The organism is Streptomyces rubellomurinus (genome assembly GCF_000961885.1).
GTDB lineage: Bacteria > Actinomycetota > Actinomycetes > Streptomycetales > Streptomycetaceae > Kitasatospora > Kitasatospora rubellomurina.
The window spans coordinates 1-15,417 of record NZ_JZKH01000080.1 but is presented as its reverse complement, the minus strand read 5'-3'; the positions used below and the strand labels follow the sequence as shown (position 1 = coordinate 15,417).

General features: G+C 76.7%; 10 protein-coding genes. 3 read left to right on the top strand and 7 right to left on the bottom strand.

Annotated elements, in window-relative coordinates; all coding sequences use genetic code 11:
- Positions 1-113 precede the first annotated feature (113 nt).
- The 3 genes from eccE to VM95_RS29400 all read left to right on the top strand — a co-directional run bounded on the left by eccE (position 114) and on the right by VM95_RS29400 (position 4,667).
- Positions 114-1,550, top strand: a complete 1,437-nt coding sequence (gene eccE / locus VM95_RS29410) for a type VII secretion protein EccE (protein ID WP_078860734.1) — start codon at positions 114-116, stop codon at positions 1,548-1,550.
- Positions 1,550-2,317, top strand: coding sequence for a hypothetical protein (locus VM95_RS29405; RefSeq protein WP_045702400.1), 768 nt, complete (start codon positions 1,550-1,552; stop codon positions 2,315-2,317). Before eccE ends, VM95_RS29405 begins: the two co-directional genes overlap by 1 nt.
- Positions 2,318-2,447: 130 nt before the next feature.
- Complete coding sequence (locus tag VM95_RS29400; RefSeq protein ID WP_045702398.1) at positions 2,448-4,667, top strand: MinD/ParA family ATP-binding protein; 2,220 nt, start codon at positions 2,448-2,450, stop codon at positions 4,665-4,667.
- Positions 4,668-4,720: 53 nt separating this feature from the next.
- Here the strand turns inward: VM95_RS29400 and VM95_RS29395 are convergent, their stop codons facing one another.
- The 7 genes from VM95_RS29395 to infB all read right to left on the bottom strand — a co-directional run.
- Positions 4,721-5,665, bottom strand: a complete 945-nt coding sequence (locus tag VM95_RS29395) for a bifunctional riboflavin kinase/FAD synthetase (RefSeq protein ID WP_045702396.1) — start codon at positions 5,663-5,665, stop codon at positions 4,721-4,723.
- 62 nt (positions 5,666-5,727) lie between these two features.
- Positions 5,728-9,312 carry a serine protease gene (locus VM95_RS29390; protein WP_052707650.1) on the bottom strand — a complete coding sequence of 1,195 codons (3,585 nt, stop codon included), beginning with the start codon at positions 9,310-9,312 and terminating at the stop codon, positions 5,728-5,730.
- A 205-nt stretch (positions 9,313-9,517) separates the two neighbouring features.
- Positions 9,518-10,447, bottom strand: coding sequence for a tRNA pseudouridine(55) synthase TruB (gene truB, locus VM95_RS29385; RefSeq protein ID WP_045702394.1), 930 nt, complete (start codon positions 10,445-10,447; stop codon positions 9,518-9,520).
- Between the two features lie 99 nt (positions 10,448-10,546).
- A complete protein-coding gene (locus VM95_RS29380) occupies positions 10,547-11,650 on the bottom strand; it encodes a DHH family phosphoesterase (RefSeq protein ID WP_078860732.1) in 1,104 nt (367 codons plus the stop codon).
- Positions 11,651-11,652: 2 nt separating this feature from the next.
- A complete protein-coding gene (rbfA, locus tag VM95_RS29375) occupies positions 11,653-12,093 on the bottom strand; it encodes a 30S ribosome-binding factor RbfA (RefSeq protein ID WP_045702392.1) in 441 nt (146 codons plus the stop codon).
- Between the two features lie 153 nt (positions 12,094-12,246).
- A complete protein-coding gene (locus tag VM95_RS29370; protein WP_045702389.1) occupies positions 12,247-12,543 on the bottom strand; it encodes a DUF503 domain-containing protein in 297 nt (98 codons plus the stop codon).
- 136 nt (positions 12,544-12,679) lie between these two features.
- Positions 12,680-15,417: translation initiation factor IF-2 (infB, locus tag VM95_RS29365; protein ID WP_045702387.1), on the bottom strand; the 2,738-nt coding region annotated here is incomplete at its 5' end.

The window sequence follows — 15,417 nt, the reverse complement described above, 5'->3', positions numbered from 1 at the left end:
GACCGGGCCCGAACCCTCTACGATGCGGCAGCGGACGGTGAGTACGGTACGGGTACGGTCCACGAGCCAGCCAGCCGGGCCGCGACATCCGAGTCAGAGGGGGCCACCGGGGGATGCCGAACCAGACCGCTCGACGACGACGCGCCGGCGCGGGGGAAGCGGCCGAAGCCGCGGCCGGGGCCGAACGCCCGCGCCGCGCCGGCCGCGGACGGCGCGGCGGCCCGCCCGCGAGCACCGCGGCACCCTCGGCCGGCACCGGCCCGCGGGGCGCCGCCGGCGGGCCCGTCACGGTCCGCGTCAACCCCCGGCCGGGGCTGCTCGGCGGCCGGTTGAAGCTCCACCAGCTGGTGCTGGTCGAGGTCGCCGCGGCCCTCGTCGCGGTCGGCTGGACGATCAGCCGCCCGGTCGCGGCCGGCTTCGGCGCGGTCTCCCTGGTACTGCTCCTGCTCGCCGTGATCCGGCTGCGCGGCCGGTCCGTCCCGGAACTGCTGCGCGTCCGCTCGGCCCTCAAGTCCCGGCAGCGGCAGGCCCGTACGCTGCTGCCGCCGGCCGGCACCGACCCGGCCCTGGCCCCCGCCCTGGAACTCGAACCGGCGCTGCGCACCTGCACCCACGCCACCGAGGCCGACCTCGGCGGCCGGCCGGTGCGCCGGGAGACCGGCATGGTCGGCGACGGGACGTTCCTCAGCTCGGTGCTGCTCGTCCAGGCCAAGGACCAGCCGCTGCGCCCGGTGCGCACCGCGCTTCCGCTGCCGCTGGACGTCGTCTGCTCGGCGCTCACCGTGGACGACATCACGCTGGAGTCCGTCCAGTTGGTGCAGCACACCCAGCCCGCCCCGGCCCCGCACGTGCCCGAACAGTCACTGGCCGCCCGCGCCTACCGCGAACTCCCGGACGGCACCGCCACCCCCGGGCTGCGGCTCACCTGGATCGCGCTCAAGCTCGACCCGGAGCGGGCCGCGGCCGCCGTCCGGGCCCGCGGCGGCGGCGAGGAGGGCGCCCGCAGGGCGCTGCAGCGCGTCACCGACCAGCTGGCGGGCCGGCTGAACAGCGCCGGGTTCAACGCGACCGTGCTCGACGAGCGCGAACTGATCGCCGCCCTGGCCATCTCCACCTGCGCCAACCCGATCGCGGTCGCCGGCCGCCAGGGCACCGGCAGCGGCGCCGGCACCACCCGCCGCACCCAGGAGGGCAACCGGTTCTGGCGGATCGACGACCGCTGGCACAGCACCTACTGGATCTCCCGCTGGCCGCAGCTCAGCCGTCCCGGCGGCGGCGCCGGCCGGATCGCCGCACCCGACCTGGTCAACCTGATCACCGGCTCCCCGGCGCTCGCCAGCACCTTCAGCCTGACCGCCGGGCACGGCACCGGCGGCTCCGTCACCGTCACCGGGCACCTGCGGGTCACCGGGCGCAACGAGGACGAGCTCGGGCAGCTCGGCCGCCAGGTGGAGACCCGGGCGCAGTCCGCCGGGCTCGGCCTCGTCCGGCTCGACCTGGAGCAGGCCCCCGGCGTGCTCGCCACCCTGCCGCTGGGAGGAGCGTCCTGATGGCGTACCAGACCTACCCCGCGCCCGGCCCGACGCCCGGCGCCGAGCGGCCCCGGGTGCGGCCGCGCATCCTGCCCGGCTTCGGGCTGCGCGGCCCGAAACGGGAGAAGCACGTGCTGGAGCCCGCGGACCTCGCGGCGCTGGCCTTCCCGGTCGGCGACGACGGCGTGGTGATCGGCGTCGACCCGCAGGGCCTGCCCGCGGTGCTCGGCCTGTTCCGCCCCACCGCCTTCGACCTGGTGCTGGTCGGCGGCGTGTGGACGGCGCAGATCATCGCGCTGCGGGCCGCCGCGATCGGCGCCCGGGTCGCCGTGGAGACGGCCCGCGGCCAGCTGTGGGGCCCGATGGCGCAGGCCGCCGGCGGCGGACAGCCCTGCGTGACGCTGCACCAGGTCGGCCGGCTCGGCCCGCAGGGCGCCTCGGTGGCCTCGCCGGTGCTGGTGGTGCGCGACCTCGGCGCCCGCCCGCCGCGCAGCCGGCTCTCCGCCGCGCCCTGGCAGTCCACGCTGACCGTGCTGCCCTACCTCGGCCCGAACGCGGCCCGGGTGCTCAACGCGGCCGACCTGGTCGGCGTGCAGCGGATCATGCCGCAGGAGGCGGAGCTGGTCGGCCGGGTGCTGTCGCTCCCCCCGGAGGACGTGGCCGCCCTGCCGACCCTCGGCGACGACCTCACCCTGTGGACCACCCGGATGCGGCGTCAGTACGTCCGGGCCGTGGCCGGGCAGGCCGAACAGCAGGTGCTCGGAGGCCCGCGCCGGATGGACTGAGGGGCGCTTGTGTCCCGGTCGATCCCGGTTCGGAACCGAAGCCGCCTTCAACAGGGGCAGCCGAACGGCCTAGTCTTTGTTGCGGCAACGGCACCGCTGAACAAGCGGCGGCGAACACGAGGGAGCCCTAGTGAGCAGCGATCGGGACGGCGTCTACGTCGGCGACAACGCGGCGGAGGACGACGACGACTGGTCGGACGCGCCTGACTACACTCCCCCGTCCTGGTACGTGCAGACGGACGCCTCGGGGGCGGCCGCGCCCCCGGCCGTACCCCAGCCGGCTCCCCAGTCGGCTCCCCCGGCCCCGACCGCGCCCGGGACGGCGGCGGCCGCCGCCGCGGGCGTCGAACCGGCTGCCGCCGCCGCTGCCCCGGCTGTTGCCGCCGGTGCCGGCGCGCCCGTGCCCGCGGCCGTGCCGCCGGTGCAGGCCGAGGCGCAGCACGTCCCGTTCCCGGCGCCCTCGCCGGCCGCCGGGCCCGCTGCTGCCGCCGCCGTACCTGTCGCGCCCGCTGCACCCGCCGTGCCCGCTGCGCCCGTCGCCGAGCAGCCGCCGGCCGGCGCGGCGGGGTGGCCGAGCGCCGAGGCGGTGGTGCAGCACCAGCAGTCCCAGCCCCAGCCGCAGCCGCAGCCGCAGCCGCAGCCCCAGTCGTACCCGGCGGCGGCCCAGGCCCAGCCCCCGGCCGCCCAGCCCCCGGTCGTCCAGCCGCCGGCACCGGCTCCGCAGGCACCCGCCGCCCCCGGCGGCCCCATGCCGCAGCACGCGCCCGGCTACGGCTACGGCTACCCGCCGAACTGCTACCCGCAGTCCACCGACCCGGCCCAGCCCGCGCCGGCGGACCCGATGGCCGCGTGGGCCGCCCAGCAGGCCGCCGCGCAGCAGCAGGCGGCCCAGGCCCCGGCCCCGGCCCCGGCCCCGCAGGCTCCGACGCCGCCGCCCGTCCCGGTCGACCCGCGCCAGGGCGGCTGGCCGCAGCCCGGCGCCTACCCGCCGCCGGCCCAGCCGGGGCCGCTCGGCCAGCCCGCTCAGCCCGCTCAGCCCGTCCAGGCCGCGCAGCCGCAGCAGCCCTGGCCGCCGCAGGGCGCCGAGGCGGCCCAGCCCGCCGCGTTCCAGCAGGCGGCCGCGCCGCAGCAGACCGCGCACGGCGCGCCGCTCGGCTACACCGCCGCCGTCGAGCTGTCCTCGGACCGCCTGCTGCGCAGCCAGCCCAAGCAGCAGCGCCAGCAGCCGCGGTTCCAGTTCGGCGGCAAGGCCGCGGCCGCCGAGAAGTCCCGCAAGCTGGAGATCATCCGCACCCCGGTGCTGAGCTGCTACCGGATCGCGGTGATCAGCCTCAAGGGCGGCGTCGGCAAGACCACGACCACCACCGCGCTCGGCGCGACCCTGGCCAGCGAGCGCCAGGACAAGGTGATCGCGATCGACGCCAACCCGGACGCCGGCACCCTGGGCCGCCGGGTCAAGCGCCAGACCGGCGCGACCATCCGCGACCTGGTGACGGCCATCCCGTACCTGCGCAGCTACATGGACATCCGTCAGTTCACCTCGCAGGACCTCAACTCCGGCCTGGAGATCCTGGCGAACGACGTCGACCCGGCGGTCTCGACCACCTTCAACGACTCGGACTACCGCCAGGTGATCGACGTGCTGGGCCGCCAGTACCCGATCATCCTGACCGACTCCGGCACCGGCCTGCTGTACAGCGCGATGCGCGGGGTGCTGGACCTCGCCGACCAGCTGATCATCGTCTCCACCCCCAGCGTGGACGGCGCCTCCAGCGCCTCCACCACCCTGGACTGGCTCTCCGCGCACGGCTACGCGGACCTGGTGCAGCGCAGCATCACGGTGGTCTCCGGGGTGCGCGAGACCAGCAAGATGATCAAGGTCGAGGACATCGTCGCGCACTTCCAGACCCGCTGCCGCGGCGTGGTCGTGGTGCCCTTCGACGAGAGCCTGGCGGCCGGCGCCGAGGTCAACCTCGACATGATGCGGCCCAAGGTCCGCGAGGCGTACTTCGAGCTGGCCACCCTGGTCGGCGAGGACATCGCCCGGGCCCAGCAGGCGGCCGCCCAGCAGGCCGGCTGGCAGCAGCAGGCGCAGGCCGCCGCGCCGCAGCCGTACGTCGAACCGCAGCAGGCCCCGGCCCAGCAGCAGACCGCGCCGCCCGCCCCCGGCTCGCCGTGGGCACCCCAGCCCCAGCCCCAGCCGCAGCAGCCGCAGCCCCAGCAGCCCGGCCAGGCCCTGCCGCCCGGGTACGGCTACCCGCCGCCGCAGGGCGGCCCCTCGCCCTGGGCCCCGCAGCCGCAGCAGCCGGGCCCCGGCTACGGCTACCCGCCGCAGGCCCCCCAGCAGTGAGCCGAAAGGGCCCGCCGACCATCCGGTCGGCGGGCCCTTCCCGTCCGCAGGGGTCAGCCGGCGTCGGTCAGCTCGCGGGCGCGCTTGACGTCGTCGGCCATCCGGTCCAGCAGCGCCTCGATGGAGTCGAACTTCTCCATCCCGCGCAGGTAGGCCAGGAAGTCCACGGCCACGTGCAGCCCGTACAGGTCCAGGCCCACCCGGTCGATGGCGTACGCCTCGACGGTGCGGGCGGTGCCGTCGAAGGTCGGGTTGGTGCCGACCGAGATCGCGGCCGGCATCCGCTCGCCCTCGGCGGTCAGCCAGCCCGCGTACACGCCGTCCGCCGGGACGGCGCTGTGCGGCACGGTCTCCACGTTGGCGGTCGGGTAGCCGAGTTCGCGGCCGCGCTGCGCGCCGCGCACCACCACGCCCTCGACCCGGTGCGGGCGGCCGAGCACCTCGCCGGCGCCGGCCATGTCCCCGGTCTCGACCAGGCGGCGGGTCAGGCTGGAGGAGAACGGCTCGCCGTCCCCGGCCGCGCCGGACACCTGAAGGTCGACCACCTCGACCTCGAAGTCGTCCGCCCGGCCCAGCTCGGTGAGCAGCGCGACGTCCCCCGCGGCCCGGTGCCCGAAGCGGAAGTTGGGGCCCTCGATGACGACCCGGGCGTGCAGCGCGTCCACCAGGACCTGCTGGACGAAGGCCTCCGGGGACTCCTGGGAGAACTCCTGGGTGAACGGCAGCACCAGCACCGCGTCCACGCCCAGTTCGGCGATCAGCTCGGCACGGCGGGGGTGCGGGGCGAGCAGCGGCGGGTGGCTGCCGGGGCGGATGACCTCGCGCGGGTGCGGATCGAAGGTCACCACGACCGAGGAGAGGCCCAGTTCGCGGGCGCGCTCGACCGCCCGTCCGATGATCAGCTGATGCCCGCGGTGCACACCGTCGAACGAGCCGATGGTGACGACGCTGCGCCCCCAGTCACCGGGGATCTCCTCCAGGCCACGCCAGCGCTGCACCCGACCGCTCCTTGTCCGTACGGTGCGTACCCTCGTACGCTCAAACGCCCAAAACCGAACCCCTATAGCGTGCCATGCGCCCGCCCCGGCTCCGGCACCGGAATACGGATTGGGCGCACCGCCGGTACCAGCGGCGCCCGCTCGGCCTCGGCGGCGGCGTACTGCGGGTCGCGTCCGGCCGCGGCCAGCGCCCTCAGCCGGGCCATCCCGGGGCCGTCCGGCGCGGCCGGGGCGGCCTCCCGGGGGTCGGCGAGCAGCCAGTCGGCCAGCAGCCGGGCGAAGGCCGCCGAGCGGCCGGCGCAGCGCACCAGCAGGTCGTCGGCGCCGGGCAGCGCGGGCGTCGCGCGGGCCAGGACGGCGCGCACCCGGGCGGGCTTCTCGGCCGCGCAGTACACGGCCAGCCGCTCGACGGCGGCGGTCAGGACGGCCGGGTCGGTCTCGGCGGCGAGCAGGGTGTCCAGGAGCTCGCAGCGCAGCGCGTCCGCCGCCGGGTCGGGCACCGGGCGGGAGAGCACCTCGGCGAACGGCCGCCGCACCGCCGCGGCCCGTGCGCCCAGCGCGGCGGCGAGCAGCACCCGCAGCTGCAGCCGGGCGGCCGATCCCCCGACGTGGCCGGGCGCGGCGGCGAGCCGGCGGCCGAGGTAGTCGGCGGCGACCGGGCCGGCCAGCGCCGGGTGCTCGCGCAGCAGCCGGGCGGCGAGTTCGGCGCCGCGCCGGGCGGCCACCGGGGTGCGGGCGTCGGCGAGCACCCGCAGCGTCTCGGCGACGGCCGCGCCGGGGGCCGACAGCGCGTCGGCGAGGGCGGCCAGCACCGGCTCCGGGTCGCCGTCCAGGGCCGGGGCGAGCGCGCGCGGGGTGAGGAAGGCGTCGCCGCCGGCCCGCAGCCGGGCGAGCGCGGCGGGCAGGTGCTCGGCCCGGGTGGCCGGGTCGCCGACCAGCAGCGCCAGTGCGGCGCCGTGCAGGCCGGGCTCGTCCTCGCGGGCGAGCAGGGTCAACGCGGTGTGCCGCAGCAGTTCGGCGCCGGCCCCGGTCGCGTACGGGGCCGTCCGCAGGGCGTGCGCGGCGGCCGCGACGTGCCGTTCGGGCCTGCGGTCGTGGCTCCAGCGGTCCACGGCGCGGCACAGCGCGGAGGGCTCCTCGGCGGCCAGGACGGTGAGCAGCGCGTCCGCCCTGGGGTGGGCGGCGTCGGCCAGCGCGTCGGCCAACTCGTCGAGGGCGAGCCGGCGGTGGGCGTGCAGCAGGTCGTGGGCGAGGTCGGCGGCGACGGGCGAGGTGCGGTCCTCGAACCATGCGCACAGCAGCGGGAAGACCGCGACGGGGTCGGCGCGCAGCCGTTCGGCCGCCGCGCCGAGGAAGCCCGGACGGCCGGGCCGGTCGGCGGCCACCAGGCGGCGCAGCAGGGCGAGTTCGGTTTCCGGGGGCAGGCCGAGTCCGGTCCAGAAGGCCGGGCCGAAGCGGTCGAGCCCGTCCGCCGCCGAGGTCGGCCCGGTCCTCGGCGCGGCCGGGCCGCCGGCGGACCGTTCGACGATCCGGCCGGCCAACCGGTCGAGCAGCTCGCGGTGTTCGGCCGGGTCGGGGCTCGCGGCCAGCCCGGCGGCCAGCAACGCGGCGGCCCACCAGGCGGGTTCGCTGCCGGGCGGGCGCAGGTCGAGGGCGCGGTCGATCCGGTGCAGCCACGGGTCGAGGGCGCTCGCGCCCCAGGTCTCGGCCACCCGGGCCAGCGCGGCGGCGACCGGGCCGATCCGGTGCCGGGGAACGGCCTTGGCCGCGCCGTCCGGCGTGCTGTCCGCGGCCTCGCCGAGCAGCAGCCGCAGCGCCGCGTCCAGGTCCAGGTGCCGGCCCTGCAGCCAGTCGGCGAACTCCCCGTGGGCGAAGCGGAATCCGGGCCCGGCGGGCACGAGCAGGCCCTCGGCGAGCACCGCCGCGGCCCAGCCGCCCTCGGTCGGGAACAGTTCCTCGAAGGCGTCGCGGCCGAGCCCGCCGGGCCCTGCGCCGAGCATCCGCCGGGCCGCCTCGTGCACCCGACCGGCCACCGCGGCGGCGAGCCGGCGAACCCGCCCGGGCGTCGGCCCGGTGGGTGCGGCGGGCGGGGCGGCGCCCCGGCGGTGGGCGCCCGGGCGGCGCGGCCGGCCGCACTCCGTCGTCTGCCGGGTCGACCGCTGGGCCAGCCGCTGGGCGATCCGCAGGCAGCGCAGGTCCAGGTGGGCGGCGAAGAGCTCGCCGCGGCGGGCCGGTTCGCCGCGCACGCCCTCGGCCCACAGTTCGCCGGCCAGCCGGACGGCCAGCGGGTGCCGGGCGTCGGCGCCGCCGGGGCAGCCGGGCGGCAGCCCGTGGCGGCGGCGCAGCCGGTCGGCGGCCTCGGCGGGCAGCGGGCCGAGGCGGTGCCGGGCCAGGGTCGGCGTGCCGGGGCCGGCGCCGTCCATCCGTACGGTGGGGGCGCCGGCCAGGTCGCCGCCGGGGGCCGGGTCGTCCGGGCGGGGCGCGGGGCTGGGGCCGCGGCCCCAGGGTTCGGCGGCGAGCCGTTCCCCGAGCTGGTCGCCGCAGGCGGTCAGCAGCCGGGCCCCGCAGCCGGTGAGCCACTGCCCGGCGCCGCGCAGCCACCGCCCGTCCAGCGGGGCCGGGGCCTCCTCGGGGCCGTCCAGGACGATCAGCAGCGGACGGCCGGCGGCGGCGCACAGGGCCGCCACGGGTTCGGGCGCGGGGGCGGGGGTGCCGAGCTCGGCGGCGGCGGCCGCCAGCGCGCGTTCGACGGGCTCGGCGAGCGAGCGGTCCCCGGCGCGCAGGTCGGCGCCGCGCAGCCAGAGGGTGGGCAGCGGGTGGGCGGCGTCGGCGCGGCGGGCGGCGAGGGCGGCGAGTTCGGTGGAGCGGCCGCTGCCGGGGGCGCCGACCAGCGCGGTGACGGTGGCCTCGGGTTCGTCGCCGGTCAGGCCGTCCGGCCGGTCGATCCGGTCGGCGGCGAGCCCGGCCACCCCGCCGGGCCCGGTGTCGGCGGCCGCCGTCTGCGCGGCGGCCAGCCGCAGGACCCCGGCGAGGTTGAGCGCCGCCCCGTACGCGGGCACGGCCGCCGCGTTGCGCGCCAGCAGGGCGGCCAGCGGCCCGGCCGTCGCCGCGCCGCCGCCGGCGGGCACCGCGGGCAGGGCGCCGCCGTACCGGGCGGCGTGCGGCCCGGGCAGGGCCAGGGCGACCACGGCACCGCTGCGGGCGTCCAGCACCGGTGAGCCGGCCGGCACCGCGACGCCGCCGACCACCGGCACGTCGAGCAGCAGCAGGCCGTCGGCGGCCCCGAGCAGCCCGCAGCGCAGCGCGACCGCCCGGCCGTCCGCGCCGGCCAGCGCGGGCAGCAGCAGCTCGTGCCCGGCGCCGGCGGCGGCCACCGGCAGCGGCGGGACGGACGGGCCGCCGACCGCGTCGGTGCGCAGCAGGGCGAGGCCGTGCCCGGGCAGCGGCAGGACGGCGTCCGGGCCGAGCACCCGGGTCTCGCCGCCGGGGGTGTGCAGGACGAGCCGGTCGAGGGCGGCGACGCACTGGTGGGCGGTCAGCACGGTGCCGTGCGGGTCGGCGACGAAGCCGAGGCCGTGCAGCCGCCCGGCGAGGTCGCGGATGTGCAGCAGGTACCGCCCCGGATCGTCTTCCTGGAACTCCGGCATGGCCCTTCCCCCTGTCGGTCGTTCGGCCGCCGCGGGGAGCCTGCCCGGCGTGGGGGCGGCCCGACCGCGCCCGCGCCGCTCACCACCGGCGTTCACCTCGCGCGCTCCCCCGCAGGGGTGAACGCGCCCCCGGGAACGCCGAGACCCCCGCCGGGTGGAATCCCGGGCGGGGGTCAGGGAGGCGGGGGCCTCCGGGGAGCGGAGGTCAGCCGACGAAGACCGCGACGGGCTTGGCCTGCCCGCCCTTCTCCTCGACCAGGGCGAGGAAGCGCCCGTCCGGCCCGAACACCGCGATCGGCCCGTCCACGCCCATCCCGGGCGCCTTCAGCCGGGCGCCGTGCGACAGCTTCTCGGCGGAGGACTCGTCCAGGTCCCAGCGTGGGAAGGCGGCGGCCGCGGCCTGCGCGATCGGCAGCACCTCCAGCCCGGTGGCGGAGTCGCCGGTGACGGAGTCCTCGAGCTGCTCCAGGGTGCGCGCCGACTCCACCCCGTACGGGCCGACCTTGGTGCGCCGCAGCGCGGTCAGGTGCCCGCCGACGCCGAGCCCGGCGCCGAGGTCCCGGGCCAGCGCCCGGATGTAGGTGCCGGAGGAGCACTCGACGGTCACGTCCAGGTCGATCACCGGCGTGCCGTCCTCGGCCACCGCCGCCCGCTGCCCGTGCACGGTGAAGGAGTGGATCGTGGTCGGCCGGGCGGCGAGTTCGAAGTCCTCGCCCTCGCGCACCCGCGCGTACGAGCGCTTGCCGTCGATCTTGATCGCGCTGACCTTGGACGGCACCTGCATGATCGGGCCGGTGAGCGCCGCGATCCCGGCGTCGATCGCCTCCCGGGTGACGGCGTCCGCCGGGGTCGAGGCGGTCACCTCGCCCTCCCGGTCGTCGGTGATCGTGGTCTGGCCGAGCCGGATGGTCGCCTCGTACGTCTTGGCCGTCAGCATCAGGTGGCCGAGCAGCCGGGTGGCCCGCTCGACGCCGATCACCAGGACGCCGGTGGCCATCGGGTCCAGCGTGCCGGCGTGGCCGACCTTCCGCGTCCCGGCCAGCCACCGCAGCTTGGCGACCACCCCGTGGGAGGTGATGCCCTCGGGCTTGTCGACGATCACCAGGCCGTCCGGGCCGGTGCCTTTGCGCTTCATCGAGTTCTTTCTCTCAACCAGCGGTTGTTCCGTGCGGTCAGGTGCTCCGTGCGGTCAACCGTTCCGTGCGGTCACCGCAGGATAGTCAACGCGGGACCGTCAGTGGGCGGGCCGCAGCGCCGCCCGGAACCGGTCCACCACCGCGGCCACGCCCTCCCGGGCGCTGAACCCGGCCGCGAAGACGTGCCCGCCGCCGCCCAGCTCGGTGCAGGCCGCGGCGACGTCCACCGCGCCCTTGGAACGCGAGGAGCCCCGCAGCGTGCCGTCCGGGTCCTGCTTGAGCACCAGCGCCACCTCGGCCTCGGCCGGGCGGCGCAGCACGTCGATCAGTCCTTCGATCTCCTCAACCGTGACGCTGAACAGCGCGAGGTCCTCGTACGGCACCCAGGTCCACACCAGGCCCAGCCCGCCGGCCGCGTCCGGCTCGTAGACGGCCCGGTCGAGGGCGGCCGCGAGCACCTTGAGGTAGCCGAAGGAGGAGGTGTCCCACAGCTGCCGGGAGATCAGGTCGTGCCGGATGCCGGTGGCCAGCAGCCGCCCGGCGAGTTCGTGGGTGGCGGGCGTGGTCGCCCGGTACTTGAACGAGCCGGTGTCGGTGGCGACCCCGGTGTAGAGGCAGGTGGCCAGGTCCTGGTCGAGCTCGACGCCGAGCCGGCGCAGCAGCTCGTCCACCAGGACGGCGGTGGCCGGCGCGGCCGGGTCGATCAGCTGGTGGGTGCCGAAGCCCGGGTTGGAGGCGTGGTGGTCGAACACCGCCAGGACGGGCGCGGCGAAGGCCTTGTCGTGTAGCAGGCCGAGCCGGCTCTGCGCGGCCACGTCGAAGCAGAGCACCAGCTCGGGCACCTCGGGCACCTCGGCGGCGGGCACGATCAGCTCCTGGCCGGGCAGGAAGGCCAGCGACTCGGGCACGATCTGCGGCTCGTCGCCGAAGGAGACCCGCACCTCCTTGCCGAGCGCGCGCAGCGCCAGCCCGGCGGCCAGCGAGGAGCCCAGCGCGTCGCCGTCCGGGCAGATGTGGCAGATCAGGTCGATCGAGCGCGCCCGGCCGATCTCCGCCACCACCTGCTGCCAGACCAGTTCGCGGCCGCTCTCCTCGGCGCGCGGCCCCGGGAGCGCCGCGAGGGCACCCTCCACCGTGCTGGTGGAGGACGCCCCCGTGGTCGAACCGGTTCGCGAGGCGCCCCGCGCCGGCTCACCCGCCATGACTACTCGTCCTCGTCGTCACGCTCGGACGCCGGCACCCGGTACGGGTCGGCGTCGCCGGCGTAGGTCGCGCCCGCGGCGGTGGTGCGCACCGCCGCGTCGATGGCCTTGGCCCGGTCGAGCAGGTCGTCGATGTTCCGGGCGTTGTCCGGCAGCGCGTCCGCGACGAAGGTCAGCGTCGGGGTGAAGCGCACCCCGATCTTGCCGACCTCGGAGCGGATCACGCCCTTGGCGCTCTCCAGCGCGGCCGCGGTGGCCTCGCGCTCGGTCTCGTCACCGAAGACGGTGTAGAAGACGGTGGCCTCGCGCAGGTCGCCGGTCACCCGGGTGTCGGTGATGGTCACGAACCCGAGCCGCGGGTCCTTGATCCGCCGCTCCAGGGTCTGGGCGACGACCACCTGGATGCGGTCGGCGAGCTTGCGCGCCCTAGCGGTGTCGGTCACGTTGCCTCCTCGTGCAATGGGCCCGGTACCCGGGCGAGCTGCGCGCCCGTTCGGGGCCCACGCCCCAAAGTACCGGCCCGCGCCCGGCCTTGCGGGCGCTCTCGGTCCTGATCCGTGTGAGAACGGCGACTTCCGCCGACGCCTCCACGGTCCTCATTCGTCGTCGTCGTTGTGGTAGCGCCTCCTCGCGGCGAGGAGCTGCACCTCGGGGCGGCCGGCGACCAACCGCTCACAGCTGTCCAGGACCTCGGTGACGTACCCGGCATCGCCGGACACCACCGCCAGGCCGATCTCGGCCCGCCGGTGCAGGTCCTGGTTCCCGGTCTCGGCAGCGCACACGCTGTACTTGCGCTGCAGTTCGGCCACGATGGGCCGCACGATCGAACGCTTCTCCTTGAGCGAGTGGACGTCGCCCAGCAGCAGGTCGAAGGTGAGTGTTCCCACGAACATGTATGACAGGTCTCGCCGACCTGGAAGGCCTCGGGGACGCCGGCCCGGAACCGGGCCGACGCCGAGGACCCTACACAGCGAGACCGGGGCCGGTCGACGGAAATACCACCCGTCGACCGGCCCCGGTTGACACCGACTAGGCGCGCGGCTTCTCGCGCATCTCGTAGGTCTCGATGACGTCCTCGACCTTGATGTCGTTGAACGACCCCAGGGTGACACCGGCCTCGAAGCCCTCGCGGACCTCGGTCGCGTCGTCCTTGAAGCGGCGCAGACCCTCGATGGAGAGGTTCTCCGCCACGACCTTGCCGTCGCGGATGAGGCGGGCCTTGGCGTTGCGGCGGATGATGCCGTCGCGGACCAGGACACCGGCGATGTTGCCGAACTTGGAGGAGCGGAAGACCTCGCGGATCTCCGCGGCGCCGAGGCGCACCTCCTCGTACTCCGGCTTGAGCATGCCCTTGAGGGCGTTCTCGATCTCCTCGATCGCCTGGTAGATGACCGAGTAGTACCGGACGTCCACGCCTTCCTTGTCGGCCGCGGCGCGCGCACGGCCTTCGGCGCGCACGTTGAAGCCGATGATGATGGCGTCCGAGCCCATCGCCAGGTCCACGTCGGACTCGGTGATGGCACCCACACCGCGGTGCAGGACCCGGAGCTCGACCTCCTCGCCCACGTCCAGCTTGACGAGGGCGTCCTCGAGGGCTTCGACGGAACCGGAGACGTCACCCTTGATGATGAGGTTGAGCTGCTCGATGGAGCCGGCGGCGATGGCCTTGTCCAGGTCCTCCAGGGACACCCGGACCCGACGCTGCGCGAAGGCGGCGTTGCGGTCACGGGCCGAGCGCTTCTCGGCGATCTGGCGGGCGGTGCGGTCCTCGTCGACGACGATGAAGCTGTCGCCGGCGCGGGGCACCGAGGTCAGACCGAGCAGCAGCACCGGGCGGGACGGGCCGGCCTCGGCGAGGCTGTTGCCGTTCTCGTCCAGCATGGCGCGGACGCGGCCGTAGGCGTCGCCCACGACGATCGAGTCACCGACGCGGAGGGTACCGCGCTGGACCAGGACGGTCGCCATGGCGCCGCGGCCCTTGTCCAGGTGGGCTTCGATCGCAATACCCTGCGCGTCCTGGTCGGGGTTGGCCCGCAGGTCGAGCGAGGCGTCCGCGGTCAGGACCACGGCCTCCAGCAGCTGGTCGATGTTCAGACCCTGGCGCGCGGAGATGTCGACGAACATGGTGTCGCCGCCGTACTCCTCGGCCACCAGGCCGAACTCGGTCAGCTGGCCGCGGACCTTGGTCGGGTCGGCGCCCTCGACGTCGATCTTGTTGACGGCGACCACGATCGGCACACCGGCGGCCTTGGCGTGGTTCAGCGCCTCGACCGTCTGCGGCATGACACCGTCGTTGGCCGCGACCACCAGGATCGCGATGTCGGTGGACTTGGCACCACGGGCACGCATGGCGGAGAACGCCTCGTGACCCGGGGTGTCGAGGAAGGTGATCGGGCGCTCTTCGCCGTTCACCATCGTCGCCACCTGGTAGGCACCGATGTGCTGGGTGATGCCACCGGCCTCGCCGGCCACCACGTTGGACTTGCGGATCGCGTCCAGCAGTCGGGTCTTACCGTGGTCGACGTGACCCATGACGGTGACGACCGGCGGGCGCGGGGCCAGCTGGTCCTCGTCGCCCTCGTCGGCGCCGAAGTCGATGTCGAACGACTCCAGCAGCTCGCGGTCCTCGTCGTCCCGGCTGACGATCTCCAGGACGAAGCCCATCTCGTCCGCCAGCAGCTGCAGCGTGGCGTCGGAGACCGACTGCGTCGCGGTGACCATCTCACCGAGGTTGAACATGACGGAGACGAGCGCGGCCGGGTTGGCGTTGATCTTCTCCGCGAAGTCCATCAGCGAGGCGCCGCTCGACAGGCGAACGGTCTGGCCGTTGCCGCGGGGCAGCATCACACCGCCGACGGACGGGGCCTGCATGGCCTCGTACTCCTGGCGCTTCGCCCGCTTCGACTTGCGACCGCGAGCCGGGCGACCGCCCGGGCCACGACCGAAGGCGCCCTGCGTGCCACCACGGGCACCCGGGCCGCCGGGACGACCGCCGAAGCCACCCGGACGCGGGCCGCCGAAGCCGCCGCCGCCACCGGGAGCGCCGCCACCCGGGCGGGGGCCGCCGAAGCCGCCACCGGCCGGACGCGAGCCCGGACCGGCCGGACGGCCCTGGAAGCCGGGACGGGCACCGCCGGCACCCGGACCACCGGGACGGCCGCCGGGGCCACCCGGACCACGGCCACCCGGGCCCGGACGCGGGCCGGCCGGACGCTGCGGCATCATGCCCGGGTTCGGGCGCGGCATGCCGGACGGGGTCGGGCCACCGGGGCGGGGCGCGGCCGGACGGGGCATGCCGTCAGGACGCGGAGCGCCACCCGGACGCGGCGCACCGGCACCCGGGGCACCCGGACGCGGGGCGCCACCCGGACGGGGAGCACCGGCACCCGGCGCACCGGCCGGACGCGGACGGTCGCCACCGGGACGGGGGGCACCGGCACCCGGCGCACCGGCCGGACGCGGGCGGTCGCCACCGGGACGCGGGCGGTCGCCGCCCTGCCCGGCCGGGGCACCCGGACGGCCACCCGGCGCGGCCGGACGGCGGTCGCCGGGGCGGGCCATGCCGGTGGCGCTGCCCGAGGTGAACGGGTTGTTGCCCGGACGCGGACCGGCCGGACGCGGGCCCGGACGGGCACCGCCGGAGGCCTGCGCCGCCGGACGCGGGGCCTGGGCGGCCGGACGCGGGGCGTCACCGGCCGGAGCCGGCGAGGAGAACTCGGCCGCGGGCGCGGCCGGGGCCGCCGGAGCGGCGGGGCGCGCCGCCGCTC